This window comes from Streptomyces sp. GS7 (assembly GCF_009834125.1).
In the GTDB taxonomy this organism is placed as follows: domain Bacteria; phylum Actinomycetota; class Actinomycetes; order Streptomycetales; family Streptomycetaceae; genus Streptomyces.
The window spans coordinates 3287908-3313631 of sequence record NZ_CP047146.1 but is presented as its reverse complement, the minus strand read 5'-3'; the positions used below and the strand labels follow the sequence as shown (position 1 = coordinate 3313631).

The following is a 25724-nucleotide window of genomic DNA, read 5'->3' as shown; positions in this document are numbered from 1 at the left end:
GGGGGAGGGGACGGATCCCGCTCCTCAGGAGTCTCCGTCACCCCTCTCCGCGCCGACGCTCTCCCCTGCCGTCCGCAGCGCTCGCACGGCGGCGCGGATCGAAGGGCGGCGGTCGGCGTCCGCGCGCCAGATGGCGTAGACGTGGCGGCGCATCGTATGCCGTACAGGCACCACGCTCACCCCCGCCGGCACCGGCCCACGCCCCAGCCGCGGAGCCACCGCGACGCCCAACCCGGCCGCGATCAGGGCGAGTTGAGTGTGATGCTCCTCGGCCAGATGCGCGATCCGCGGCTCGACCCCCCTGCCGCGCAGGGTGAACATCAGCCAGTCGTGGCAGAACTCCCCCTGCGGCCAGGAGATCCATTCATCGTCCGCGAAGTCCTCCAGCTCCACCGACCGCCGTCCGGCCAGCGGATGGTCCGACGGCATCGCCACATCGGCGGGGTCGTCGAGCAGCGGAGCCTTGGCCAGCCCGTCGGGCACTGACAGCGGCCGGTTGTACCAGTCCAGTACGACCGCCAGATCGAGGTCGCCGCGTACCACTCCCCGTACCGACTCATCCGGCTCCAGCTCCGTCAGCCGCGGGCGGAGCTGCGGGTGTTCGGCGCGGAGCGAGACCAGGGCGGCGGGAAAGAGACCGCGCGCCGCGGTGGGGAAGGCGCCCAGCCGCAGCTCGCCCACCGCCTGGCCGCGATGCGCCTCCAGATCGGCCTGCGCCAGCTCGACCTGGGAGAGGATGCGCCCCGCATGATCGGCGAGCAGCCGTCCGGCGTCGGTGAGCCGCACCCCGCGCCCGTTCTTGGCCAGCAGCTGCTGACCGGTCTCGCGTTCCAACTTGGCGATCTGCTGCGAGACCGCCGAGGTCGTCACATGCAATCCGTCGGCCGCCGCGCTCACCGAACCGTGCCGGGCGATCGCGGACAACGTCCGGAGGCGATCAAGGTTCAACATGTAAGCAATGCTAAGCGATACCTGCCACGAAATCTCGCTTGTGCTACGCATTTGTGCCCCGCATCGTAGACGCCATGAGCACCGCCGCCGGCACATCCACCGGCTCCAGCCGCACCCCCGCCCCTCCCGCCAGGACCACCGCGACGCCGAGGACACCCGCGACGCCCACACCCCCCGGGGCGACCGCCGTGTCCGCGACACCCACGGCGCCGGAGCCGACCGCGTCGGCTGCGACGACCACACGGCACACGACGACCGGGGGCGTGGCGATCAACCACGCCCGAGCCGGCACGGCAACTGCCGCCGACGCCGCCGCCCCTGGCGGTGAGCGCACCCGCCGGCGGGCCTTCGGCTGGCAGCTCCGCTTCGCCTTCCTCTGCCTGGTCTGGGGCTTCAGCTTCCTCTTCATCAAGGTGGGCACCGAGGGCTTCGCACCGCTGCAGGTCACACTGGGCCGTGTGGCATTCGGCGCGCTGGTGCTGCTGGCGATCCTGGTGATCAAGCGCGAACGGCTTCCGCGGTCGGCGCGGACCTGGGGCCATCTCGCGGTCGCCGCGTTCCTCCTCAACGCGCTGCCGTTCTCCCTCTTCGCCTACTCCGAGCTGACCATCCCCTCCACACTGGCCAGCATCTGCAACGCCACCTCGCCCCTGTGGGGCATGGCGCTCTCGGTCGTCGCGCTCTCGGAGGACCGCCCCACACGCCGCCGGGTCGCCGGGCTGGGCATCGGCTTCCTGGGCGTACTCACCGTCCTCGGCGCATGGCAGGGCTTCGCCGGCACGGATCTGACGGGCACCGCGATGGCGCTCGGCGCGTCCCTGAGCTACCCCATCGGCTGGATCTACGTCCGCCGCACCCTGGGCGGCGGCCGGCACTCGCACCTCGCCATGTCCAGCACCCAGCTGCTGCTCGCCACCCTCCAACTCGCCGTGGTCACCCTCCTGTTCACCCCGCTGCCGACGGCGTACCCGGTCGTCCCGCTGCTCGCCGTCTTCGCCCTCGGCGCCCTGGGCACCGGTGTCGCGTTCCTCCTGCAGTACGGCCTGGTCGCCGAGGTCGGTCCCACCACCGCTCAGATGGTCACCTACTTCATCCCCGTCATCGCCGCCGCCTCCGGCATGGCCCTGCTCAACGAGCACCTCGCCTGGAACACCCCCGTGGGCGCCCTCATCGTCCTCGCAGGCGCCGCCCTCACCCAGAGCAAGCCCCGCAGCACGTAGGACGGAACGCGCGGGACGAATCAGACACGCGCAAGACCGGCACACGTAGGCCCGGCACACGTATGACGGCCACGCTCAGGGAAGGCACGACGGGCACAACGGGCACGCGCGGGACGGACACGGAGCAGACCGGCTTCAGAGCAGGCCGGCTACGGAGCAAGCCGCCTTCGGGCTTCGTGTCCCTTCTTCCTGCCTCAGCCCGCTTCGGTGTTTCAGCCCGCTTCGGCTTCCCTTCCTGCCTCCCCCCGGGGGGGTCCCTCCCCCCACCCACCCCCCGCCACCGCCACCGCCACCCCGCAGACACCGGTCCCGATCGCCCCTCCAACCCCCAACTACCAGGCATCAGGAACCAGAAGGCAGGAGGCAGCAGGCATCTCGCAGTCCCCCGGCCTCAGTCCCCAACCGCCAGGCATCACGCGTCAACGCGTCACTCGCCAGGCATCAGGCACCACGTGCGAACTCCCGGCGTCCCGCACCCCTTTCACTCATACCGCCGCGCCTCCCCCACCCCCGTCGCTGCGGCGACCGCGTCGGCGAGCGGGATGATGTCGTCGGCGGTGAGCCCGGAGACGGTGATGCGTATGCCGGGCGGCGAGTGCATACGGAAGCGCGCGCCCGGTGCGACCGCCCAGCCGGAGTGCAGGAGCCGCGCCACCGCGCCCGTCTCGTCAGGGACCGGTACCCAGACGTTCATGCCGCTGCGCCCGCGCGCCCGCACTCCGCGCTCCTCCAGAGCCCGTATCAGCGCGTCACGCCGCTCGCCGTACGCGCCGGCCACCGTCGGCGGGTGAACCACGGATGTCCGCCAGAGATGCACGACCACGTCCTGGAGGAGGTGGCTGACCCAGCCGGGACCGAGGCGCTGGCGTCCGCGTACCCGGTCGATGGTCACGGAGTCGCCCGTGAACACCGCCAGTCGCAGATCGGGGCCGTACGCCTTGGCAGTCGAGCGCACCAGCACCCAGTGGTCGGTGGTCCCGGAGAGCGGGTGCAACGGAAGGTCGACTATTCCGTGGCCGTGGTCGTCCTCGATGAGGAGCACATCGGGGTGTCCCGCCAGGAGCGTGCGGAGTTCGACGGCACGGGGTCCGCTGATGGCGGCGCCCGTGGGGTTCTGCGCCCGGTCGGTGACGACGACCGCGCGGACACCCTCGGCGAGCGCCGGGGCCAGCCGCTCGGGCAGCGGCCCGTCGTCATCCACGCCGACCGGTACCGGGCGGAGCCCCAGAGCCGGGATCAGGTCCAGCAGGCTGCCCCACCCGGGGTCCTCCACCGCCACCGCGTCACCGGGCCGCAGATGCGCGGCGAGCACGCGCTCGATGGCGTCGAGCGAGCCGCTGGCGACGGCCACCGGCCCCTCGGCCACCCCGTCGCGGTCGAAGGCCGAGCGGGCCAGGGCCGCCAAGTCCTCGTCGACGGCGGGCATGCCGTAGAGCACGGGGCGCCGTGCGCTGCGCGCCGCGGCCTCCGCCAGCGGCCCTTCCAGCGAGGGGAACAGCCCCGGGTCGGGATTGCCGTCGGAGGCGTCCCGGACACCCGGCGGCACCTCGACCCGCAGCGCCTCGCGTGAGGTGCTGGCGGGCCGCGGGCGCACCCGGCTGCCGCGGCGGCCCGCGGTTTCGATCACTCCGCGGTCGCGGAGCGTGCGATACGCGGCCGCGACCGTATTGGGATTGACCTCCAGATAGACCGCCAACTCCCTGAGTGGCGGCAGCACTTCTCCTGGTTGGAGCTCGCCCGCACCGACAGCTCGCTCGACACTGGCGGCAATCTCCGATGCGCGCCGCCCCTCGATCCGATACTCTCCTAGCACAAACTTGATTATGCACTAGTGCAATGGAGACCGCAATGACGCAGGCGAAGTCCTTTGCGCCGACCGAGCGCACCACACCCACCCGCTCCCGTGAGCGCGCGGCGTACGACGAGGCCACGGTGCACGCGATCCTCGATGCGGGATACGTCTGCCACCTGGGCTTTGTGCGCGACGGTGCCCCGGTCGTCCTTCCCACGCTCTACGGCCGCGCCGGAGACCGTCTGTATCTGCACGGTTCGACCGGCTCGCGCCCGCTGCGGATGGCCGGCGGGACGGCGGAGTCGGACCCCGGCCTCCCGGTCTGCGTCACCGTCACGCACGTCGACGGCCTGGTCCTGGCCAAGTCCGCGTTCCACCACTCCGTCAACTACCGCAGCGTCGTGGTGCACGGCGTCGCCCACCAGGTCGTCGCCGAGGACGAGAAGGCCGCCGCCCTCCACGCCCTGGTCGAGCACGTCGTGCCCGGCCGTGCCGCCGACTCCCGGCGGGCGAACGCGAAGGAGCTGGCCGCCACGGCCGTGATCCGCCTCGATCTGCGGGAGGTCTCCGCCAAGATCCGCACCGGCGGCCCGAACGACGATCCCGAGGACCTCGCGCTCCCCCACTGGACCGGTGTGCTGCCCGTCGCTCCCGCATACGGCGCCCCCATACCGGCCGACGACCTGGCTCCCGGCACCCCCGAGCCGGCCTACCTCTCAGCCCGCTGAGGAGCGCCGATGCTGATCCACCCGTGGGACGCACCGACCGACGACGCCGAGTGGCAGGAATGGCTCGCCGCCCATGACTTCGGCCAGCTCGCCGCCAACGGACTCCCCGGCGAGGCCCCGCTGCTGCAACCGCTGCACTTCGCCTACGATCCAGCCCGCCGTGAGGCCGTCACCCACCTCGCCCGCCCCAACCCCATATGGTCCGCGCTGGAGGACCGCCCGACGGTCCTGCTGAGCGTGGTCGACGACTACACCTTCGTCCCCGGCCCCTGGCAGGCGAACGAGGACCAGCCGCCCGAGCACGGCGTCCCCACCAGCTTCTACGCCGCGGTCCAGCTCACCTGCACCGCCCATGTCGTGGATGCCCCGGAGGCCAAGGCCCGGCTGCTGCAACGCCAGATGACGCACTTCCAGCCGGAGGGCGGCTCGGCCCCGGTCGCCGCGGGCGAGGCGCCGTACGGGCGCCTGCTGTCCGGCATCCGGGGCCTGCGTCTCGAAGTGCACGACGTCCGCGCCAAGTTCAAGTACGGCGGCAAGCGGAGCGAGTCGGTCCAGCACCGCATATCCGAGCGTCTCGCCGAGCGCGACGGCCCGGGTGACGCATCGGCCCGCCGCCATCAGCAGCGCCGGCTCGCGGCCTCCCGCGGGTACACGCCACGCGAAGGGGACACGCCGCCGAACTCTCCGTGGTGAGGCCCTGAACCGCCTGGCGAGGAGGGCCCGAGTCCGCCCACCGCCTCCGGCCGACCGGCGAGAAACCCGGTTCCGCCGGCGGCGGGTGGCAGGGCCGCCGGGTGAACGGAACCCCCGCTCACCCGGCTGTCCCCTCCGCCCGGCTCCCCGTCGGCCCCGGCTCCCCCATCAGTCGGCTGCCCGTTCACGAGCCGGAGCCGTGGACCGCGCCAGAGCCCGCGCCGAAGCCCCCACCCGTACCGGTACCGGTACGGGCCGAAGCGGTCGGGTCGGCCGCGGCAGGCACCTCAACCTCACCGGTCGCAATCGCCGCGTCCCCCACCACAGCCGAGACCGCCGGCGAGCCCGCCGACGAGTGCGCCGACTCCCCCGCCCGGTGGGCCGCCACGGTGCGCTCGGTCTCCTCCTCCACCAGGTCGTGGTTCATGGCGAACGCGGCCGCCGCCCCCATTCCGGCCGCGGTCACCACCTGCGCCCGCGGATCGGCGACGTTCCCCGCGGCCCACACCCCGCGCACGCCGGTCCGGCCGGACGCGTCGGTGATCACCCATCCGCCCTCGTCCCGTTCACAGCCCAGCTCCGTCAGCAAGGCGTCCCGCGGCACCATCCGGGGGAAGACGAACACCGCCGCGCGCGGCACCACCCGCCCCTCGGCGAGTTCCACGCCGCGCAGCCGGTCGTCCGCCGCCACCAGGCGCTCGACCACACCCTCCGCGATCCGCACACCGCGGGCCGCAAGCCGCTCCCGCTCCTCACCGGTCAGCTCCAGGGTGTGCGGGAAGAGCACCACATCGTCCGACCACTGCCGCAGCAGCAGGGCATGGGCCACCGCGCCCGGATGGGTGCCCAGTACCCCGAGCGGCCGGTCGCGTACCTCGTAGCCGTGGCAGTACGGGCAGTGCAGCAGGTCCCGGCCCCACCGCTCCCGTACGCCGGGGATTCCGGGGAGTTCGTCGCGCAGCCCGGTCGCCACCAGCACCCGGCGGGCCCGCAGCGCCGGGCCACCCGCCAGATGCACGGTGAAGCCGGGAACGAGGCCCTCCGGCCGGTCCCCCATGCCCTGCCCCGACGTCCCGCGGCCGCCGCCCCGGCCCTGGTCCCCGGCGCGCGCCGCCCGGCCGTGGTCCTCGACGTGGTCGACCTGTCCGTTGATCAACTGCACGCCGTACCAGGCGAGTTCCTCCCGTCCCACCTCCAGCAGGGCCGCCGGCGGCATCCCGTCGCGGGACAGAAAGCCGTGCATATGGGCGGCCGGCGCGTTCCGCGGCGCCCCGGCGTCCACCACCGCCACCGACCGGCGGGCCCGAGCCAGCACCAGCGCCGCGTTCAGCCCGGCAGCCCCCGCCCCGACGACCACCACGTCCGTGACGCCGCGAACACCGCGGAGACCGCCGACACCGCCCGCCTCCTTCGCGTCCATCACGTCTTCCGTTTTCCTTGCTTCCCGCCTGTCCATCACGTCCTTCATGCCCGACACGTCCGTCGCCTCCCGCACGTCGTTCCCGGCCCTCACCTCGCCCATCGCGCTCACCTCACCTGCCGCGCCTCTGTCGCCCATCGCGATCACCTCCACCCGCAGGCTGCGCCACCGGTCCCCCGGCAGCAATCTTTGTTGCCGTTTCCGGGAAACCTGCGGTGCAATGGGCACCGTGGAACACTCACCCGCCATCACCCAGGCCCTCGCCGAGGTCGGCCCCCGCCTCAAGCGGCTGCGTACCGAGCGCGGGGTGACCCTGTCCGCGCTCGCCGAGGCCACCGGCGTCTCCAAGAGCACCCTGTCCCGCCTGGAGTCCGGCCAGCGGCGCCCCAGTCTGGAGCTGCTGCTGCCGATCGCCCAGGCTCATCAGGTGCCGCTGGACGAGCTGGTCGGCGCCCCCGAGGTCGGTGATCCCCGCGTCCGCCTCAAGCCGCAGCATGTGCACGGGAGCACCGTGCTGCCCCTGACCCGCCAGCCCGGCCCCCTTCAGGCGTTCAAGATGGTCATCCCGGTCTCCCGCAGCACCCCGGACCCGTGCACCCACGAGGGCTATGAGTGGCTGTACGTCCTCGCGGGACGGCTGCGCCTGGTCCTGGCCGATCACGACCTGGTCCTGGGGGCGGGCGAGGCAGCCGAGTTCGACACCCGGCTGCCCCACTGGTTCGGCAGCACCGGCGACGGGCCCGTCGAGGTCCTCAGCCTCTTCGGCCGGCAGGGCGAGCGCATGCACGTACGCGCCAAGCCCCGGTCACGGCCGGCGGGTTCGCCCGACCGCTGACCGCGCCGCGCACCGCACCGCCCCGCCCCTGCCGTGACCCACCGGACACGCCCTGGGTGCGGCTCACGCCCGCCGCGCCCCCGCCACGACGCCCCGCGCCTCGGTGACGGCGAGCGCGGCAACGGCCGTCAGCAGCACGGCCGTTCCGGCGGCCGTGGCCATCGTGAGCCGCTCCCCGAGGAACAGCACGGCGATGGCCGCTGCGGACACCGGCTCGATGAGGGAGATCACGGAGGCGGTCGCGGCCCGTACGGCGGCGAGGCCGGCGAAGTAGAGGGCGTAGGCCAGGGCCGTCGGTACGGCGGCGATGTAGGCGATCAGGACGAGGCTGCGGCCCAGGTCATGGGCGTGCGGCCACAGCCCCTCGGCCGCCGCGAGAGGCAGCAGGCACAGTGCGCCGACGGCGAACGCGCCGAGCGTGGAGGCGTACGGATCGGCGTCGCCGCCCTGGTTTCCCAGGCGGCGGGTGGTGAGGGTCATCGCGGCACAGCCGGCGGCGGACAGCAGGGCGTAGCCGACGCCGGCCGGGCGGACGGTGGCGGCGCCGCTGCCGCCCAGGACGAGGATCAGCAGGCCGGCGAGTGCCCCGGTGACGGCCAGGATGCCGCCGGCGCCGAGCCGTTCGCCCATGAGGAGGCGTGCCCCGATGGCGATGAGGACGGGTCCGGCCCCCATGGTGATGACGGTGCCGACGGCGAGTCCGGTGGCTTCGACGGCCTCGAAGTAGGCGGCCTGGAAGACGGCGAGGGCGACGCCGGTCACCAGGATGCGGGTGACGGCGGTGCGCGTCACGGCGGTGCGCAGGTCCGTGATCCGGGTGCGGCGGCGGCTCGTCTCCGGGGGACGCGGGGAGGTGGCAGCCGTGCCGGCGGGGGCCGCGGTGACGGTGCGGCGCCGCCGTACCGCGCGTACGGCGAGCAGGATCAGCAGGCCGCCGACGGTGCGCCAGAAGGTGAGCGAGACCGGGCTGAGGCCGCTGCCGCGGTAGAGGAGGGCGGCGGATGCCCCGGCGGTGCCCCAGGCGGTCGCGGCGAGGGTGACGTAGGCGAGCCCCCGGCCCACGGGCAGGGCGGAGGAAGGAGTGGTGTGCATGGGAGATGTGCTCCGGGAAATCCAGGACGGCGCACTGCGCCGCGGAAGGGTCGCGTGGTCCCGTGTGCAGGCAGCGACGACCGGCTCGGGAGCCTTCCCGGGCCGGGGTTTCCTCGGAGGCCGCCGCCCGCCTTACGCGGCGGGAGGGGGCAGCACAGTCGCATGCATGATCGCGAGCCTACGTCGCGCGCGCACCGGCCGACAAGTCGTCCCCGGAGGCCGCCGCCGCACCGCCCTGCGCGGCACCGGCCGCGTCGTCCTGTGCCGGCACCGCCGGCGCTCCCCCGGCCGCCACCGTGACCGTGTCACCGGGCTTCGCCGCCGGCTTGGCCGACTGCGCGATGAACGCGCCCACCAGGACCACGACTCCGCCGCCGATCTGCGGTGCGGAGAGGTGCTCGCCGAGCAGCACCCAGGCCAGCACCGTCGCGATCACCGCCTCCAGGCACGCGACCACTCCGGCCACCTGCGGGGAGAGCCGCCGGATCGACACGACACCGGTGAGATAGGCGGCCACCGTCGCGACCAGCACGATCCAGGCGAGCAGCAGGACGGCCGGGACGTGGCTGCCGTTCATGTCGGCGGTGCCGCGGAGCACCGACCAGTGCATGTCCCACGGGCGGGCGATGGCGGTGAGGATGACCGCGCCGGTCAGCAGCCCGTAGGCGATCACGCCGAGCGGGTCGGCGGCGTCCTCGCCCTCGCCTTCGCTGCCGTGGTCGGAGAGGACGAAGTAGCCGACCTGGCAGCAGGCCGCGCCGAGCGCGAGGGCGAGGCCGATGGGGTCGAGGCTCAGTCCGGACCAGACCTCGACGACGCAGGCCAGCCCGCCGACGGCCAGGACGACGCCGACGGCGGCGGCGCGGGTGACCGGTCGTTTCTGTACGAAGCGCACCCAGCCCAGGACGAGGGCCGGGGCGAGGTATTCGATGAGCAGTGCGACGCCGACGGGGATCCGGGAGAGCGCGGCGAAGTAGCACGCCTGGACGCCGGCGACGGCCAGCAGGCCGAAGCCCAGCAGCAGGGCGGGCCGGCGCCGGGGCAGATCCCGGTGGCGCCAAGCGACGGGGAGCATGACCAGCGCGGCGCCGGCCACCCGCAGCCAGGTGACGTGCAGCGGTGCGAGTCCGGCGGCGATCAGGGGTTTGGCGGCGACGCCCGAGCCGCCGAACGCGAGGGCGGAGAGCAGTGCGATGCCGAGGCCGGCGCCGCGCCCCCTGGGGGCGCCGTCGCGCTCGGGGCCGCGGGCCGTTGGCGGCCGCTGGGTCGCCAAGGACCCGGGAGTTCCCTGGCCCGGGCCGGTCGTGTGACCTGCCGGGCTCCCCGAAGACGCGTGCATCGGGCCATCATGGCAGCCGAGGTCAGGGGCGTCACCCCTGCTTGCGCCTGTCTCATCTGGCGATACGGGCGGGCGCCCCGGCCCGGCGGATCAGTCGCGTACGGGGCGCTGCTCCCCGTCGAGGCGGGCGGCGAGCCGGGCTGTGTCGACGGAGGCGCGGCGCAGCACTTCGACGGCCCGGGATTCCGGGTCGTCGACCAGGGCGGCGAGGAGGTCGAGGCAGCCGGCGCGGGTGGCATACCGGGCGTGCGCGCGGTCCAGGGCGCCGTCCATCGCGGCGGCCGCGGCCGGTGACCAGCCGGGGACACCGCCCTCGGCGACGACGGGGACGGAGCCGGAGTCCTCCACGGTGCCGTGCCACTGGAGGCCGTAGCCGATGCTGCGCTGGACGAGGTAGCCGAGCAGCCGGGCGACCTGCGGGCCGCCGTCGAAGGCTTCGCGTACCGCGGGGTCCCACTCCAGGAGGCCGTGCAGCAGATGGGCGGTGTCGACCTGCCGGTCGCCGTCCCTGGTGGCCCGCCTGCGGGCGGCGGAAACCACCGACGCGAGCTCCACGGTGAGCTGGGTGCCGAGGTCTTCCTGGGCGGATCCTTCGCCGCCGCTGTACGCAGTACGGTTTTGCACAGTCCCCACCCCACCAGTCCCTCAGAGCCGGAGCATCCCCGGCGGGAAGCATTTGCGCATCCCACCCTGGTTGGGGACGCCCGCGGGGGATCTCATCCTTGCGGAGGATATGCGAAGGGATCATGAAGGCCGGGCATCCCAGCGGAAACGGGTGCACACCGCGCGGCTCCGCCGGTGTCGCCCCGCCCCGGTCACCGCACCGCCTCCCGGGGCGGGCACCAGTGCCCCACCGCCGACCGGGCGCCGGCACTCCGGCCACACCGCCGCTCCCGTATCGCGCCCCGTACGGAAACCGGCGGCGCTCCACCGCACGTCCTCCCCGGCAGGCGCGATCCGGCCGCGCCCGCATGCCGCCCTGGCCTCCCCCCCTGTTCACCGACCGCGCCCACTCCCACCCCCGCTCCTCCATGGCGAAGGATTCCGATGGCCACCCGTCCGCTGCTCTTCCTCGACGTCGACGGCGTGCTGAACCCGGTACTGCCGTCGCCCGGTTTCACGGCGCACGATCTGCTCGCCCACACCGTGCTGCTCTCCGCCGACCACGCCGGCTGGCTACGGGAGCTGTCCGCCGCCTACGAGCTGGTGTGGGCCGCGACGTGGGAGCACCACGCGAACACCCATATCGCGCCGCTGCTGGAGCTGTCCGCGCTGCCGGTCGTCGAGTTCAGCGGCTATCGCAGCCGGCCCGGCGATCCGCGGTTCGCGGGGCCGGAGAGCCTGCTGGCGCGGAAGTGGGCGCCGCTGCTGCGGTACGCCGGCGGGCGGCCGTTCGCCTGGGTCGACGACGTCATGCCCGACAGCCTGGTGCGGCGCAGCCGCCGGTGGGCGGACCGACTGCTGGTCCCGGTCGATCCGGCGCGCGGGCTGCGCCGGCAGCACGTGGACCAGCTGCTGACCGGCCCGCCGCGGCGGCGCCTCCGCCGGAATCTGACGGGACATCAGCGATGAGTGCGCCGCGGTATTGAACCTTCGCCCCCGTGCGGCTACCTTCCGCGGCACCGGCCGGCGCCCCGCCCCGAGCGGCGACGGCAGCCGCACCGCGACCACCACCGGCCGGGGACCGCCGCGGCCGGCGAGGGAACGTCACCGAAGGGGTGATCGCATGGCCGAAGTCACCGCCCGGGCCCGTATCGAGGCACCGGCCGAGAAGGTCTGGGACCGGCTCACCGACTTCGACTCCTACGGGCGGTGGAACGCCACCCACACCGACTTCCCCGACGGCGGCCCGCGGCCACTGGAGGTGGGCGCGGCCTACGCGGAGAACATGAAGCTGATGGGCTTCCCGGCGGAGGTGACCTGGACGGTACGGGAACTGACGCCGGGCCGGCTGCTCGACATCGCGGGCAGGGGCCCGATGGGCGTCAGCCTCGGGATGCGCTACGAACTCACCCCCGACGGCGGGGCGACCGCGGTCCGGATCGACGGGACGTTCACCGGTGCCGCGGTCTCCCTGATGGCGGCCAAGCTGAAGGACTCGGCGAGCGCCGCGCTGAACGAGTCCCTGCGCAGGCTCGCCGGGCAGGTGGCCTGAGGCGGCGGGCGCGACCGTACCCCGCTCGGCCGCACCGCCCCGACCTCGACCACCCTCAGCCGGCGCCGTTCCGCTCGGCTCCTCAGTCCTCCTCGGCGAGGATCAGATACAGCTCCTTGCGGGCCTTGTTGACCACCGCCATGGCCTTCTCCCGCTGTTCGGGACTGCCGGTGGCCCACACCTGGCGGAACGCCTCGACCAGGCCGCCGCCCGCCTTGCGTATCTCGTTCATCGCCTCCCAGTCGACACCGCGGCCGGCGTCCTCCCAGGGGGCGTCGGAGCCGCTGTCGGCTTCGGCGCGGCCGGCGTCGGTCAGCGAGAACAGCTTCTTGCCGCCCTCGCTGGCGCTGGTGATCAGCCCCTCGTCCTCCAGCAGTTGCAGGGTCGGGTAGACCGAGCCGGGGCTGGGCTTCCAGGCGCCGCCGCTGCGCTCGGCGATCTCCTGGATCATTTCGTAGCCGTGCATCGGGCGGTCCTTGAGGAGCGCCAGTATCGAGGCCCGCACATCGCCGCGCCGCGCCCGGCCGCGCGGTCCGCCGCGCCCCCGGCCGCCGCCGAAGGGCGGGCCCCCGAACGGCGGGCCGAAGCCGCCGAAGGCGGAGCGCCGGCGCTCGAAGCCGCCGCCGAACTCCCCCCGGCCGCCTCGCCCTTCGGGACCGCAGTGCTCGTGCCGACGCTCATGGCCGTGTTCGTGTCCGTGGGAACGCATGATGACGTCCCCCCTCTCTGTCCGTTGATCGTCCACTTACTATCGCTCGCAATCTTTGACCGATCGCGATGCCTCAACGATATATCGGGACTGTTCGTCGAGCAAGGCTTCGGGTCCAGTTTTTCGAAATTGGCCTTGGCCTGCGGCTTTGCGCCGCTCCTACGCTCCCGGCCATGAGGATTCGCATCGTCGACGCCTTCAGTGAGCGTCCGTTCACCGGTAATCCGGCGGGAGTCGTCCTGTTCGACTCCGACACCTTCCCGGACGACACCTGGCTCCAGCAGGTCGCCACCGAGGTCAATCTCTCCGAGACCGCCTTCGCGCATCCGCTGCCCCAAGGCGGCGACGCCGACTGGGCGTTGCGCTGGCTCACCCCCGCCGCCGAGGTCGACATGTGCGGCCACGCCACCCTGGCCACCGCGCACGTCCTGCACACCACCGGGACGGCCACCGGCACCGTCCGCTTCCGCACCCGCAGCGGCGTGCTGATCACCACGGCCGACGGCGACGGCTCGATCACGATGGACTTCCCGACCGCCCCGCTGATCCCCGTGGAGGTGCCCGGCACCGTCGCCGAGGCGCTCGGCGCCGAGATCCTCTCCGCCCACGACACCGGCCCGCACGTCGGCGATCTGCTCGTCGAGCTGGCCGACGAGAAGTCCGTCCGGGACCTGTCACCGGACTTCAGGGCACTGGCCGGGCGCGGCGGTCGCGGGGTCATCGCCACCGCGCCGGCCGAGGACCCGGACGCCGGCTACGACTTCGCCTCGCGCTGCTTCTTCCCCTACGTGGGCGTCGACGAGGACCCGGTGACGGGCAGCGCGCACACCGCGCTCGCCCCGTTCTGGTCGGCGCGCCTGGGCCGCGCCGCCCTGGTCGGCCTCCAGGGCGGCGCCCGTACCGGCTTCGTACGGACCGAGCTGCGCGGCGACCGGACGCTGCTGACCGGCTCGGCGGTGACCGTCATCGACGGCGAGCTGCTGGCCGCCGGCTGACCCGTCACGCGCGCCGCGCGGACGCCGCGCCGGGATCGTCCGGGTACGCGAAGGGGCGGGAGCGCCAAGGCCCGCGCCCCTCCTGTCCGTTCACCCGGCGCTCACCCCGTGGGCAGCCACCCCACCCGTCCGGCGAGCAGCGCATAGCCCAGGAACGCCACGGTGTCGATCAGGGCGTGCGCGGCGACCAGCGGCCCGACCCGGCCCCACCGCCGGTACAGCAGGGCGAAGACCACGCCCATCACCATGTTGCCGAAGAAGCCGCCGACGCCCTGGTACAGGTGGTACGAACCGCGCAGCACCGAACTGGCCGCCACCGCGGCCACCGGCGTCCACCCCAACTGCCCCAGCCTGCGCAGCAGGTAGCCGACGACGATGACCTCCTCCAGGACGGCGTTCTGCACCGCGGAGGCGATCAGTACCGGGATCTTCCACCACACGTCGGGCAGCCCTTCGGGCACCACCGTCAGATTGACTCCGGCCGCCCGCGCGCCCAGGTAGAGCAGCAGACCGCTGCCCCCGATGACGGCCGCCAGCGCGGCGCCCATGCCCAGGTCGAACCCCGGCCGCCGCCGGTCGAAGCCGATCGCGCGCAGCCCGCCGGCCCGTTCCCGCAGCAGCAGGTGCGCCACCAGCAGGACGGGCACCAGCGCGGTCGCGATACCGAACAGCTGCCAGGCGAGATCCAGCCACGGCCGGCCGGGCGCATGCGAGGCGTTGAGCGTCGCCGCCTGGTGCTTGAGGCCGCCGGGCTTGGTCAGCGACCCGATGAAGCTGATGAGCGCCGACACCGCGCTGGCTCCCAGGGACAGCGCCAGCACGATCAGCGTCTCGTTCCGCAGCACCCGACGGGGCGACTCGCCGGCCGCCTCCCGGGAACGCCCCGAACCGGCTCCTTCACCTGGAACGTCCGCGTCCGCCACGGGGCTTGTATCCGACTGCAAGGCTTTCCTCCACTTCTGCAATACCGCCACTCCGCCGCCACCGCACCGCTAGGGTCTCGAAAGCAGTTACGAAGATCGCGCGCGACAGGCCGGGGACGGGCGCCATCCACGTGGCGCGGTGACGTCCCCATTGATCCCGATGGAGATCCGGAACTCCGGACTCCGAGTATCAGGAGAGGCGCTACCGCAATGGGACATCACAGCTTGCCCGACGACTCCGCACCGGCGGGCACGGGGGCCCGCCCCCGAAGGCGTCGCCGCACCGTCGCCGTCGCCACCGCCGTCGTCCTCGCGGTCGCCGCCGGCTCCGCCGTGGCGCTGCGCACCGATCTGCTCCCCTTCGGAGGAGCGTGCGGCGGCAGCTCCGTGGAGGTCGACGTGGTCGCCTCCCCGGACATCGCCCCGGCGCTGCAGACGGTGGCCAAGAAGGCCCGCGACGACGCGACCCGCACCGATGGCAAATGCCTGGACGTCAGGGTGCGCGCCCGGCCCGCCGACGAGGTCGCCGACTCGCTCGCCCAGCGGCCGGCCAACCCGGAGTTCCAGGTCTGGATACCCGATTCGAGCCTGTGGGCGGCACAGGTCGCCGACGAGGGCGGATCGTCCCTGACCGCCGCCGGCACCATCGCCTCCTCCCCCATCGCGCTGGGCACCGTCCCCTCCGCCGCCAAGGCGCTGGGCTGGCCGGACACGACCTACACCTGGACCGCGCTGACCCGGGCCGCGACCTCCGGATCCGGGCTGCACCTGGGCGTCGCCGACCCCACCCGCAGCGCCACCGGACTCCTGGCGCTGGCCCGTACGGACGCCGCCAACCGCAAGGAGGCGAAGGACGGCGGCAGGGCCGCCGGCCGCACCACCGCCACCGCCAAACTGCTCTACGAGCGGGTCGCGGACGGCGACGGCCGACTGCTCGCCACCCTGCCCCACGACGCCTCCGGCGCCGAGCAGCGCAATCCGCGCCGCAACCAGGCTCTGCTGCTCTCCGAGCAGGCCGCGTACGCCCACAACACCACGGCCGGCGGGCCCGCCCTCGACCTCCTCTACCCCGAGGACGGCGCCGCCGAGCTCGACTACCCGTACACCCTCGTGAACGACCAGGAGCTGACCGCCGACCAGAGCCGCGCCGCCAACCGCTTCCTGACGCTCCTCGACGACACCGACGGCCAGAACACCCTGCGCGGCCACGGCTTCCGGTCCAGCAGCGGCAGCGCCGACCCGAAGCTGGTCGGCGCGGCCGGCGGGCGCGCACCGCAGCCGTACGCCACCGCCACCACCAACCCGCCGTCGGCCGGGGAACTCAAGGCGCTGCTGGGCATGTGGACCACCACGGTGCAGAGCACCCGCGTCACCACGGCCGTGGACGTCCCCGTGTCGACGGCCCTCCCGGACCCGGGCCAGGGCGGCCGGTCCCGGCCGGCCCTCACCAAGGACTCCCGGCCACAGGCGCTGGACACCTTCACACCCGGGGACGAGGTCCGGCGGTGGAAGTTCGCCGCCTGCCTGGACGGCACCAAGGACTACGTGGAGCTGCCACCCACCGGCCGGCTCGGCGAGGGCGGCGAGAACAGCGGCACGCACCGCGACGCACTCGCCACCGCCTTCCGGTCACCGACGCCCGTGCCCCGCGCCACCGGCCCGTACGCCACCGCGCTCGCCGCGTACCGGCAGGCCCGTGCGACGTGAAATCCCGGCCCCGGATCTCCTCCCCACCGGGCCGCGCTCCGGGAGAACCCCATCCGTCGACGGCATCGGCGCCGCCGGCTCCCCGGCGGCCGGCCCGGAGATCCGCACCGACCGCGGCACCGGCGTGAGCCGACACCCTCGTGCACGGCCCCCGCTACACCCCGTCCGGCGCGGCCCGCCGCTGCGCCGGGACGGTGGCCTCGCCGACCGGCCAGGCCACCGGCCAGGTGTGCACCGGCTCCCCGGTGTGCATCAGCTCGCTGTAGCGCCGGGTCATCGCGGCCAGTGCGGCCTCCCGCGCCAGGCCCTGCCGCCGTGCGTGGTGGAAGGCCGCGGCCTGCCAGGACGCGCCGTTCACCCGGCGGACGCAGCGGGCTTCGATGATGCCCAAGTAGTGGTCGCGGTCGGCCGGTTCGACACCCCAGGCGTCCAGCCCGGCCGCCGCCAGCGGCAGCAGTTCCTGCCGTACCAGCCGTACGGCCGGTATCTCGGCGATGCCGCCGGCCCGCCCGGACCGCGGCCAGCGCAGCACGGCGTCGATGCCGTGGCGGCAGGCGGCGTCGAAGTTGCCGGCCGCGGCGGCGAACGGCAGCCGGGTCCACACCGGGCGGGGCTGTTCGGCCAGCGCGCGCACCAGGCCGTAGTAGAAGGCGGTGTTGGCGACGACGTCGGCGACGGTGGGGCCGGCCGGCAGGACCCGGTTCTCGACGCGGAGGTGCGCCACGCCGCCGGCGACGGCGTAGACGGGGCGATTCCATCGATAAATCGTTCCGTTGTGCAACACCAGTTCGGCGAGGGTGGGCACGCCGCCCTCATCGAGGACGCGTAGCGGCTCCTGCGGGCCGCACAGCGGCAGCAGCGGCGGGAAGAACCGGAGGTTCTCCTCGAACAGTTCGTCGACGGACTCGACCCAGCGCTCACCGAACCAGGTCCGGGGGCGCACGCCCTGCGCCTGGAGTTCGGGCGCCCGGGTGTCGGTGGCCTGCTGGAAGACCGGCGGCCTCGACTCGCGCCACAGTTCCCGCCCGAAGAGGAACGGCGAGTTGGCGCCGACCGCGATCTGGACGGCGGCGATCGCCTGAGCCGCGTTCCAGACTGCGGCGAACCGGCCGGGCGTGACCTGGAGGTGCAGCTGGACGGAGGTGCACGCCGCCTCCGGCGCGATCGACGGCGAGCGGGACACCAGCCTCTCGACACCCTCGATGTCGATGGCGAAGTCCTCCCCGCGGGCCGCCCGCATCTGCTCGTTGAGCAGCACATAGCGGTCGTTCGCGGAGAGGCTGGAGGCGGTGAGGTCACTGGCGTGCAAGGTCGGCAGGATGCCGATCATCACGATGCGGGCGGCGAGCTCGCGGGCCTTTCTTTCCGCATAGCCGAGGCCCGTGCGGAGTTCCTCGGCGAGTTGGTCCAGAACACGTCCGGACAATCGGTGCGGGGTGATGTTGACCTCAAGATTGCACTGGGCGAGTTCCGTCTGGAAATCGCCGCTGGCGATGCGTTCCAGCACCTGCGAGTTCAGCATGCGCGGCAGCCCGTCGGCGCCCGCCAGATTCAGCTCGATCTCCAGCCCCATGAGATTCCTGGGTCGATCGAACCGCTTCTCCGCCAGCATCCTGCGCAATCCCGCCAGACAGTCGTGCAACTTTCTTCGATAACGCTCCCGGTCCGCCAGGTCGATCCCGTCCGCGGCGACCTTCTCCCCCATCGAAGGGTCCCTTCTAGAGTGAACGACCCGCTGCCACGGGCTGCTTGGGGCCGCCCCCGGCACCCCGGGGCACGCGCTACGGTCGATGATGCCCCGGCAATCTGATCGATAACGCCTCACGACCATGACGGTACGGTTAGTCTGACGAGTACCGGGCGCCGGGCATTTTCCTCGGGCATATCTCCATGGCCAGCGCCCTCCGCAATTCGCTCGTAAAAAACACCGACGTGATCCGGCCTACCGCATCACCGAGAAATTACGAGGTGGCATCTCCCCGGCCCGACACAAAGCGGCGGAAACCACCCGGAGCAAGGGGCCGGATTCCGCCTTGCCGGAAATCCGCAAGGCGAGTAGCCGAAACACTTCCAGAACATATGTCGTATAAACTTCGCTGGCGAGGCAGAGATGTGGCGCCAGCGTGGCGGTGTTCCCACCGGTACTCCGGCACCGCGGCCGGCCGTGCCGGTCCGCAGCCGCGGTCAGCCCTGCTCTGACCCCGCCCGCAGACAGCGACGTCCGCACTTCCCCGCTCCACCGTGTCTCCGAAGCGAGAGGCGACCCGCCATGCCGCTGCACATCCCGCCTGCCCCTGCGCCCGCCCTGCGCAGCATCCTCACCGCCCTCAGCTCCCCCACCGCCATCCGCGAGGCCCCCACCTCCGCGCTGCGCGCCCATCAGGGACCGCTGAGCCCCGACCACCCGCTGCCCGTGCACGTCTGGGACGACATCAGCCAGGCAGGCCCGCCGCGCACCCGCCTCGCCGGCTGGCGCTTCCTGGTCCGCGGCGGGGAGCGCGCCCTGGCGACCGCCGAGGCCCGGCTCACCGCGGACGGCTGGACGTTCTCGCGCTTCTGCGACGGCCCCTATGTCGGCGCGACCGAACGAGCCCTGCAGCAGGCGGAGTCGCTCGCCGCGCCGTACCAGCCGCGGCTGCTGTCCGTCCCGGAGCTGTACATGCTCACCCTGTGGCTGCACCACGACACCACCGCGGACGGCGCCGACGGCATGCCCGCCCCCGGTGACCTCCTGGTGCCGCTGGCCCCCGCCCCGCCGGGGATCGCCCCGCACCTCCCGCAGCGCCTGGCCGACCTGCTCCCCCGCCTCGCCCGCCGCCTCGCCCCCGCTCCCGCCCCCACCCCGCTGCTCCGCGAGCCGGCCTGACCGCCGCACCCCCCTCGTACGCCCGCGTACGCCCGCACCGCCGCCCGGCGCCCCGTGGCCCTTCCCTGCCGCGGGGCGCACCGCGCTGCCCACCCGCGCGGGCCCGCCCGCCGATACCACTCCCAACCCCCCGGGAGTCGCGCTCATTTGGGAGCAACCGCCCGCACGGGTGATGCGTCAGTATCGAGTGTGTACCGCTGCTGCGAAATCCCTGCGGAAACACCTCCGTAGGGCAAGACTGGGACCGACAGGAAACGGGGGAGCGGCCATGACCACCTCAGCGAGCCGCACGACGTTCACCACACCGCAGCGAAAGACAATTCCCATGTGCCAGCATCAACCGCCATGCCCGTCAGCGGAATCCACCGACCGGGAGGCCGCCCAACTGGTGGCGCACCACCCCGAGCAGGGCTGGAGCCTGCTCTGCAACGGCGTCCTGCTCTTCGAGGACACCGGTGAGCTGCTGCCGAACGGCCAGGTCATCGCCCCGCACCGGCCGCTCGGCTCCGCCCGGGTCACCGCCGCCGCCTGATCCGCGGCCACCCGACACGTACCACGCACGTACAACAGGGCCCCCGGCATCGCGCCGAGGGCCCTTGATGTTGCCGTGGATCAGCCGTCGTACTCGTCCAGCGGGGGGCAGGAGCAGACGAGGTTGCGGTCCCCGAAGGCACCGTCGATCCGGCGCACCGGCGGCCAGTACTTGTCCGCGGCGTCCACCCCGGCAGGGAAGACGGCCTCCTCGCGGCGGTAGGCGTGGCTCCACTCGCCGGTCAGCGCACCCGCGGTGTGCGGGGCGTTGCACAGCGGGTTGTCGTCCTTGTCCCACTCCCCCGAGCCGACCTTGTCGATCTCCGCGCGGATGGCGATCATCGCGTCGCAGAAGCGGTCCAGCTCGCCCAGGTCCTCGCTCTCGGTCGGCTCGATCATCAGTGTGCCGGCCACCGGGAAGGACATCGTCGGGGCGTGGAAGCCGTAGTCGATGAGCCGCTTGGCGACATCGTCGATGCTCACGCCGGTCGCCTTGGTCAGCGGCCGGACGTCGATGATGCACTCGTGCGCGACCAGCCCGCCGGGCCCGGTGTAGAGCACGGGGTAGTGCGGTTCCAGGCGCTTGGCGACGTAGTTGGCGCTGAGGACCGCGACCTGGGTGGCGCGCTTGAGGCCCTCGCCGCCCATCAGCCGGACGTACGCCCAGGAGATCGGCAGGATGCCGGCCGAGCCCCAGGGGGCGGCGGAGATCGGCCCGACACCGGTCTCCGGGCCCGCGGTGGGCTGCAGCGGGTGGTTGGGCAGGTACGGCGCCAGGTGGGCGCGGACGCCGACCGGGCCGACGCCGGGGCCACCGCCGCCGTGCGGGATGCAGAACGTCTTGTGCAGGTTGAGGTGCGAGACGTCGCCGCCGAACTTCCCCGGCTCGGCGAGGCCGACCAGGGCGTTGAGGTTGGCGCCGTCCACGTAGACCTGACCGCCGGCCTCGTGCACCGTGGCGCAGATCTGGGTGATGTGCTCCTCGAACACGCCGTGGGTGGACGGGTAGGTGACCATCAGGACGGCCAGCTCGTCGCGGTGCTTCTCGATCTTGGCGTGCAGGTCGTCGGCGTCGACCTCGCCGTCGTCACCGGTCTTGACGACGACGACCTTCATGCCGGCCATCACGGCGCTGGCCGCGTTGGTGCCGTGCGCCGAGGACGGGATCAGGCAGACGGTGCGCTGCTCGTCGCCGTTGGCGCGGTGGTAGGCGCGGACGGCCAGCAGCCCGGCGAGTTCGCCCTGCGAGCCGGCGTTGGGCTGGATGGACACCTTGTCGTAGCCGGTGACCGTGGCCAGCCGCTCCTCCAGCTCCTGGATGAGCGTGAGGTAGCCCTGCGCCTGGTCGGCCGGCGCGAAGGGGTGCAGCTGCCCGAACTCGGGCCAGGTGACCGGCTCCATCTCGGTCGTGGCGTTCAGCTTCATCGTGCAGGAGCCGAGCGGGATCATGCCGCGGTCCAGCGCGTAGTCCTTGCCGGCCAGCGTCCGCAGGTAGCGCAGCATGGCGGTTTCGGAGCGGTGCTGGTGGAAAACCGGGTGGCCGAGGTAGTCGTCGGTGCGCAGCAGCGGCTCCGGCAGTGTCTCGACGACCGCCGCGTCCAGCCGCTCGATGTCGCCCCGCACCCCGAAGGCGCCCCAGACGCCGGTCAGCTGGGCGCGCCCGGTGGTCTCGTCGCAGGCGATACCGACCAGGTCCGCGTCGACCTGGCGGAGGTTGACCCCCGCCTCACGGGCCGCGGCGACGACCTCGGCGGCACGGCCGGGAACCCGCGCGGTCAGCGTGTCGAAGTACGCGTCGTGGACCAGCTCCACCCCGCCGGCCCGCAGGCCCTCGGCCAGGATGGCCGCGTAGCGGTGGGTGCGCCGGGCGATCGCCCGCAGCCCGTCGGGCCCGTGGTAGACCGCGTACATCCCCGCCATGACGGCGAGCAGCACCTGCGCGGTGCAGATGTTGCTGGTGGCCTTCTCCCGGCGGATGTGCTGCTCACGGGTCTGCAGCGCCAGCCGGTACGCCTTGTTGCCGTCCGCGTCGACGGACACCCCGACCAGCCGGCCGGGCAGGCTGCGGGCGAACTGCTCGCGTACGGCCATGAAGCCGGCGTGCGGGCCGCCGAAGCCCATCGGAACGCCGAAGCGCTGGCTGGTACCGACCGCGATGTCCGCGCCCAGCTCACCCGGCGAGGCCAGCAGGGTCAGGGCCAGCAGGTCGGCGGCGACGGTGACGACCGCCCCCAGCTCGTGGGCCTGCGCGATCACGGCCCGCGGGTCGCGCACCGCGCCGGACGCGCCCGGGTACTGCAGGAGCAGGCCGAAGACCCCGCGCTCGGCGATCTCCGCCGGAATGCCGCCGGACAGGTCCGCCACGACGACCTCGACGCCGGTCGGCTCGGCGCGGGTCCGGATCACGGCGACGGTCTGCGGCAGGCAGTCGGCGTCGACCAGGTAGACGCCCTGCTTGACCTTGCCGACCCGGCGGGAGAGGGCCATCGCCTCGGCGGCGGCGGTGCCCTCGTCCAGGAGGGAGGCACCGGAGGTGGGCAGTCCGGTCAGCTCGGCGACCATCGTCTGGAAGTTCAGCAGCGCCTCCAGCCGACCCTGCGAGATCTCCGGCTGGTAGGGCGTGTACGCCGTGTACCAGGACGGGTTCTCCATCACGTTGCGCAGGATCACCGGCGGGGTGAACGTGCCGTAGTAGCCGAGTCCGATCATGGACGACAGGACCTGGTTGCGGTCGGCCAGACCGCGCAGCTCCTCCAGGACCTCGGCCTCGGTACGGGCGCGCGGCAGGCCCAGCGCCTCCGCGCTCTTGATCACGTCCGGGACGGCGGCGGCGGTCAGCTCGTCCAGCGAACCGAAGCCGACCTGCGCGAGCATCTTGGCCTGCGCCTCGTCATCGGGGCCGATGTGCCGGCGCTCGAAGGGGGTGCCGCGCTCCAGCTCGGTCAAGGAGATGCGATTGGTGGTCATCTGCGGGGGCCTCCTGGTCAATGCGACCTACGAGGGGCACCACGGCGCTGGTGCCCGGACGGCCTCCCCCTCTGTCATCTCAACCTGAGAGCTTCACCGGTCCGCGGGATGCGGCCCGGTTTTCACCGTCGGTGAGGAGGGGTTCCGGCTTGGTGGCTGACCGTGACCCGCCCTGCTTTCCAGAGTGACCTCACCCACGCGGTACGTGTGCCTGAGAGATTCCGGGGAGGATTTGCTCCTTCGGCGCCCTGGTCGCGAACGACAAAGGACTCTCCCGCATGGGTTCTGCGGCCAATCGCCAGCCTACCAGCGCACTGCTGGAACGATCCTTCGAGTGGCCGAGGCATGAAATGTGCCGTTTCGTAGTTGTCACAAGGCAGTTGCGACCAATTGGAGGGACCGTGCAAGCCGATATCGATCCCCGGAGCCTCATCGGCCGCAAAGCGTTCGACCGGAACGGCGCGAAGATAGGCACCATCGACGAGGTGTACCTCGACGATGCGACGGGTGAACCGGAGTGGGCCGCGGTGCGCACCGGCCTCTTCAGCCGCGATGCGTTCGTCCCCCTGGAACCCAGCGAAATGGTCGGCGACAGCCTGCGCATTCCCTATGACCGCAAGCTCATCAAGGATGCCCCGGACTTCGGCGTCGGCCGGCACCTCTCCCCCGAGCAGGAACTCCAGCTCTACCACCACTACCGCCTCGATATCTCCTCCCCGGTCTCGGACTCGCTGTCCTCGGCCGGCGACTCGGACTTCGGGCGGATCGCCGGCGCCGACGACTGATCAAGGTCACCCGGCAGCGGCAGCGGCTCCCCCGGCCGCAGCGCCGGATCGTCGACGGCGAAGGTCCGCACCCGCCCGGGTGCGGACCCCGGCGTCTCGAACCGTACGGTCACCCGCCCCACCCCGCTGCCCTGCACCCACCCGGCGCCGAACTCCTCGTGGACCACGTCCAGCCCCGGATGCCACCGCCGCGGCAGCTCCTCCCCCGGCTCCGGCGCCGCCTCCGCCTCCGACTCGGCAGGCCCGGCGTGCTCCTCCGCCTGCCGCTCCGTGGCGATCTGGGCGAAGAGATCCTCCTGCGTGAAGTCCGCCAGCCCGCTCACCCCCACGCCCAGCAGCCGCACCCCGCCGGTGGTGTCCACCGTCTCCAGCAGCCGCACGGCCGCCTCCCGCACGACCGCGGGGTCGTCGGTGGGCCCGCGCAGCGTCTCGGACCGGGTGAGCGTCGAGAAGTCGTAGTTCCGCACCTTGATCACCACCGTGCGCCCGGACCGCCCGGCGGCCCGCAGCCGCTCCACGCACCGGTCGGCCAACCGCAGCACCTCGTTGCGCACCCGCGTCCGGTCCGTCAGATCGACCTCGAAGGTGTCCTCGACCGACACCGACTTCGCGTCCCGCTCGGCCACCACCGGCCGGTCGTCCTGCCCCAGCGCCATCGCGTACAGCCCCATGCCGTGCGCCCTGCCCAGCAGCCGCACCAGCTCCGCCTCACCGGCCTCCGCGGTCTCCGCGACCGTGTGGATCCCGCCCCGGCGCAGCGCCTCGGCCGTGGCCGGCCCGACCCCCGGCAGCGTGCGCACCGGCATCGGCCCCAGCAGCTCCCGCTCCGTGCCGGGCTCGATCACCACCAGGCCGTCCGGCTTCGCCTGCTCGGACGCGATCTTGGCGAGCATCTTGGCGCCCGCCAGCCCCACCGACCCCGTCAGCCCCGTGGCCGCCCGGATGTCCCGCCGCAGCTGCGCCCCCACCGCCCGTACCGCGGCCGTCTCCGGCGCGACCCCACCCGCCTCCAGGTCCACGAACGCCTCGTCCAGGCTCAGCGGCTCCACCAGCGGCGACAGCGCCCGCAGCAGCTCCATGACCGTTTCACTCACCTGGCGGTACAGGGTGAATCGCGGGCTGAGATAGGCGGCGTTGGGGCACAGCCGGCGTGCCTGCGCCGTCGGCATCGCCGAGCGCACCCCGAAGACCCGGGCCTCGTACGACGCCGTCGCCACCACCCCGCGCGGCCCGATCCCGCCGACGACCACGGGCTTTCCCCGCAGGCTCGGCTTGGCCGCCTGCTCGGCGGAGGCATAGAACGCATCCATGTCCAGATGCAGGATCGTCGGCGCACGTCTCACACCACCGATGCTGCCGCACACCACTGACAATCGGCCCGACCCGGGCCCGGGACCCCGTACGCGCCGTCAGCCGGCCCGGTTGCGCCGCCGCGCCAGCTCGTCGTGCGGGTTCTTCCCGACCAGCGTCTCGCCGGTGTCCACACGCTCTCCGTGGAGCTGTGACAGCGCGCCCTCCACGTCCCGCCACACCACGCCGACCGCGATGCCGAAGACCCCCTGGCCTCCCTGCAGAAGATCGACGACCTGATCGGGCGAGGTGCACTCGTAGACCGTCGCGCCATCGCTCATCAGCGTCATCCGCGTCAGATCCGCCAGCCCCCGCGAACGCAGGTGCTGCACCGCGGTGCGGATGTTCTGGAGCGAGACCCCGGTGTCCAGCAGCCGCTTGACGATCTTCAGGACGACGACGTCCCGGAAGCTGTAGAGCCGCTGCGTGCCGGACCCGTACGCGGGCCGGATGCTGGGCTCCACCAGACCGGTCCGCGCCCAGTAGTCGAGCTGCCGATACGTGATGCCCGCCGCCGCACATGCGGTCGGTCCGCGGTAGCCGATGTTCTCCGGCTCGCGGTCCCCCGACATCGCGGCGGCCTGTACGGGACCGCGGTTCGCTGCCGCGCCCGAGTGGAGCGGCAACGCCCCTTCCGCCGCCGTACCGTCGCCGGTGATTGCCACG

The 25724-nt window shown here is 73.0% G+C and carries 23 protein-coding genes and 1 riboswitch; of the genes, 11 read left to right on the top strand and 12 right to left on the bottom strand.

Translation table 11 applies throughout. From position 1 onward, the window contains the following. Positions 1–24: 24 nt before the first annotated feature. Complete coding sequence (locus GR130_RS14400; protein WP_159505099.1) at positions 25–951, bottom strand: LysR family transcriptional regulator; 927 nt, start codon at positions 949–951, stop codon at positions 25–27. 74 nt (positions 952–1025) lie between these two features. Here GR130_RS14400 and GR130_RS14395 point away from each other — a divergent pair, with 74 nt between their 5' ends. Next, positions 1026–2171 carry a DMT family transporter gene (locus GR130_RS14395; protein ID WP_236573012.1) on the top strand — a complete coding sequence of 382 codons (1146 nt, stop codon included), beginning with the start codon at positions 1026–1028 and terminating at the stop codon, positions 2169–2171. Positions 2172–2652: 481 nt separating this feature from the next. Here the strand turns inward: GR130_RS14395 and GR130_RS14390 are convergent, their stop codons facing one another. Next, positions 2653–3984 carry an aminotransferase class I/II-fold pyridoxal phosphate-dependent enzyme gene (locus tag GR130_RS14390; RefSeq protein ID WP_159505098.1) on the bottom strand — a complete coding sequence of 444 codons (1332 nt, stop codon included), beginning with the start codon at positions 3982–3984 and terminating at the stop codon, positions 2653–2655. A gap of 35 nt (positions 3985–4019) precedes the next feature. Between GR130_RS14390 and GR130_RS14385 the strand changes: the two genes are divergently transcribed. Further along, positions 4020–4691: a pyridoxamine 5'-phosphate oxidase family protein gene (locus tag GR130_RS14385; RefSeq protein ID WP_159505097.1), complete on the top strand. Its 672-nt coding sequence runs from the start codon at positions 4020–4022 to the stop codon at positions 4689–4691. A 9-nt stretch (positions 4692–4700) separates the two neighbouring features. Beyond that, positions 4701–5384: an FMN-binding negative transcriptional regulator gene (locus tag GR130_RS14380; protein ID WP_159505096.1), complete on the top strand. Its 684-nt coding sequence runs from the start codon at positions 4701–4703 to the stop codon at positions 5382–5384. 184 nt (positions 5385–5568) lie between these two features. Here GR130_RS14380 and GR130_RS14375 read toward each other — a convergent pair whose 3' ends face one another. Beyond that, positions 5569–6804 carry an NAD(P)/FAD-dependent oxidoreductase gene (locus GR130_RS14375; RefSeq protein WP_159509965.1) on the bottom strand — a complete coding sequence of 412 codons (1236 nt, stop codon included), beginning with the start codon at positions 6802–6804 and terminating at the stop codon, positions 5569–5571. 220 nt (positions 6805–7024) lie between these two features. Here GR130_RS14375 and GR130_RS14370 point away from each other — a divergent pair, with 220 nt between their 5' ends. Further along, the gene (locus GR130_RS14370) at positions 7025–7639 is read left to right on the top strand and encodes a helix-turn-helix domain-containing protein (RefSeq protein ID WP_201304881.1); all 615 of its coding nucleotides are present in this window, start codon (positions 7025–7027) and stop codon (positions 7637–7639) included. A gap of 63 nt (positions 7640–7702) precedes the next feature. On the opposite strand, the gene GR130_RS14365 is transcribed toward GR130_RS14370, so the two are convergent. The 3 genes from GR130_RS14365 to GR130_RS14355 form a co-directional block, all read right to left on the bottom strand. Continuing rightward, positions 7703–8731 (bottom strand): DMT family transporter, encoded by a 1029-nt coding sequence (locus tag GR130_RS14365; protein WP_159505094.1) that lies wholly within the window; start codon positions 8729–8731, stop codon positions 7703–7705. A gap of 178 nt (positions 8732–8909) precedes the next feature. Beyond that, on the bottom strand, positions 8910–10070 hold the full coding sequence (locus GR130_RS14360) for an EamA family transporter (RefSeq protein WP_159505093.1): 1161 nt from the start codon (positions 10068–10070) through the stop codon (positions 8910–8912). A 90-nt stretch (positions 10071–10160) separates the two neighbouring features. Next, entirely contained in the window at positions 10161–10694 is a 534-nt protein-coding gene (locus tag GR130_RS14355) for a Clp protease N-terminal domain-containing protein (RefSeq protein WP_159505092.1), read from the bottom strand. 423 nt (positions 10695–11117) lie between these two features. On the opposite strand from GR130_RS14355, the gene GR130_RS14350 reads away from it, so the two are divergent. Both GR130_RS14350 and GR130_RS14345 read left to right on the top strand, forming a co-directional pair. Then, complete coding sequence (locus GR130_RS14350; RefSeq protein WP_159505091.1) at positions 11118–11642, top strand: HAD domain-containing protein; 525 nt, start codon at positions 11118–11120, stop codon at positions 11640–11642. 154 nt (positions 11643–11796) lie between these two features. Continuing rightward, on the top strand, positions 11797–12225 hold the full coding sequence (locus GR130_RS14345; RefSeq protein ID WP_159505090.1) for a type II toxin-antitoxin system Rv0910 family toxin: 429 nt from the start codon (positions 11797–11799) through the stop codon (positions 12223–12225). Positions 12226–12307: 82 nt separating this feature from the next. Here GR130_RS14345 and GR130_RS14340 read toward each other — a convergent pair whose 3' ends face one another. Continuing rightward, complete coding sequence (locus tag GR130_RS14340) at positions 12308–12934, bottom strand: PadR family transcriptional regulator (protein ID WP_159505089.1); 627 nt, start codon at positions 12932–12934, stop codon at positions 12308–12310. A gap of 173 nt (positions 12935–13107) precedes the next feature. Here GR130_RS14340 and GR130_RS14335 point away from each other — a divergent pair, with 173 nt between their 5' ends. After that, entirely contained in the window at positions 13108–13929 is an 822-nt protein-coding gene (locus GR130_RS14335; RefSeq protein WP_159505088.1) for a PhzF family phenazine biosynthesis protein, read from the top strand. Positions 13930–14030: 101 nt separating this feature from the next. Here GR130_RS14335 and GR130_RS14330 read toward each other — a convergent pair whose 3' ends face one another. Further along, on the bottom strand, positions 14031–14873 hold the full coding sequence (locus GR130_RS14330) for a CPBP family intramembrane glutamic endopeptidase (RefSeq protein WP_159505087.1): 843 nt from the start codon (positions 14871–14873) through the stop codon (positions 14031–14033). A 189-nt stretch (positions 14874–15062) separates the two neighbouring features. Between GR130_RS14330 and GR130_RS14325 the strand changes: the two genes are divergently transcribed. Continuing rightward, entirely contained in the window at positions 15063–16559 is a 1497-nt protein-coding gene (locus GR130_RS14325) for a substrate-binding and VWA domain-containing protein (RefSeq protein WP_159505086.1), read from the top strand. Between the two features lie 154 nt (positions 16560–16713). Here GR130_RS14325 and GR130_RS14320 read toward each other — a convergent pair whose 3' ends face one another. Further along, on the bottom strand, positions 16714–18264 hold the full coding sequence (locus tag GR130_RS14320; protein ID WP_159505085.1) for a glutamate-cysteine ligase family protein: 1551 nt from the start codon (positions 18262–18264) through the stop codon (positions 16714–16716). Positions 18265–18828: 564 nt separating this feature from the next. Between GR130_RS14320 and GR130_RS14315 the strand changes: the two genes are divergently transcribed. Both GR130_RS14315 and GR130_RS14310 read left to right on the top strand, forming a co-directional pair. Next, positions 18829–19425, top strand: coding sequence for a hypothetical protein (locus tag GR130_RS14315; RefSeq protein ID WP_159505084.1), 597 nt, complete (start codon positions 18829–18831; stop codon positions 19423–19425). Between the two features lie 325 nt (positions 19426–19750). Then, positions 19751–19957: a DUF5999 family protein gene (locus tag GR130_RS14310; protein WP_328707593.1), complete on the top strand. Its 207-nt coding sequence runs from the start codon at positions 19751–19753 to the stop codon at positions 19955–19957. 80 nt (positions 19958–20037) lie between these two features. Here GR130_RS14310 and gcvP read toward each other — a convergent pair whose 3' ends face one another. Further along, the gene (gene gcvP / locus GR130_RS14305; protein WP_159505082.1) at positions 20038–22923 is read right to left on the bottom strand and encodes an aminomethyl-transferring glycine dehydrogenase; all 2886 of its coding nucleotides are present in this window, start codon (positions 22921–22923) and stop codon (positions 20038–20040) included. 189 nt (positions 22924–23112) lie between these two features. Further along, positions 23113–23210: riboswitch (glycine riboswitch) on the bottom strand. 102 nt (positions 23211–23312) lie between these two features. Between gcvP and GR130_RS14300 the strand changes: the two genes are divergently transcribed. Further along, a complete protein-coding gene (locus GR130_RS14300; protein ID WP_201305173.1) occupies positions 23313–23708 on the top strand; it encodes a PRC-barrel domain-containing protein in 396 nt (131 codons plus the stop codon). On the opposite strand, the gene GR130_RS14295 is transcribed toward GR130_RS14300, so the two are convergent. Together GR130_RS14295 and GR130_RS14290 are read right to left on the bottom strand one after the other, a co-directional pair. Continuing rightward, positions 23618–25051 (bottom strand): DNA polymerase IV, encoded by a 1434-nt coding sequence (locus tag GR130_RS14295; protein WP_159505081.1) that lies wholly within the window; start codon positions 25049–25051, stop codon positions 23618–23620. The two genes, GR130_RS14300 and GR130_RS14295, sit on opposite strands and share 91 nt — an antisense overlap. Before the next feature lie 66 nt (positions 25052–25117). Further along, on the bottom strand, positions 25118–25723 hold the full coding sequence (locus tag GR130_RS14290) for a MerR family transcriptional regulator (protein WP_159505080.1): 606 nt from the start codon (positions 25721–25723) through the stop codon (positions 25118–25120). Between the last annotated feature and the right edge of the window lies 1 nt (position 25724).